This is a genomic window from Lacinutrix salivirga, assembly GCF_053604675.1.
Genome location: NZ_JBSHNP010000121.1, coordinates 1 through 268, shown reverse-complemented (window position 1 = coordinate 268; position 268 = coordinate 1). Strand labels below are relative to the sequence as shown.

1 protein-coding gene is annotated in these 268 nt (G+C 38.8%); it reads right to left on the bottom strand.

The annotated features are described in order from the left end of the window. On the bottom strand, window positions 1-268 hold a 268-nt coding region (locus tag ACVC5O_RS10995), incomplete at both ends, for an Ig-like domain-containing protein (RefSeq protein ID WP_452221531.1).

Below are 268 nucleotides of genomic sequence, written 5' to 3'. Positions count from 1 at the left end.
AATATCTCCTAAGATTGGTGCATATCCATCGTTTGTAGATGCTGTTGTACCATCAACTACTGTTACCGTTTCTGGATCTGATCCGGTTGTTGTTAATGTTGGATCAATATCTGCTGGTAATGTATTCTCTTCTACATCTACAATTGGATTTACTGTTACGGTTACTGTTGCTGTGGACTCATCGCCATCTGCATCTGTAATTGTATAATCAAACGTATCTGTTCCATTGAAATCTGGTGCTGGTGTGTACAGTATAGTATCATCCGTT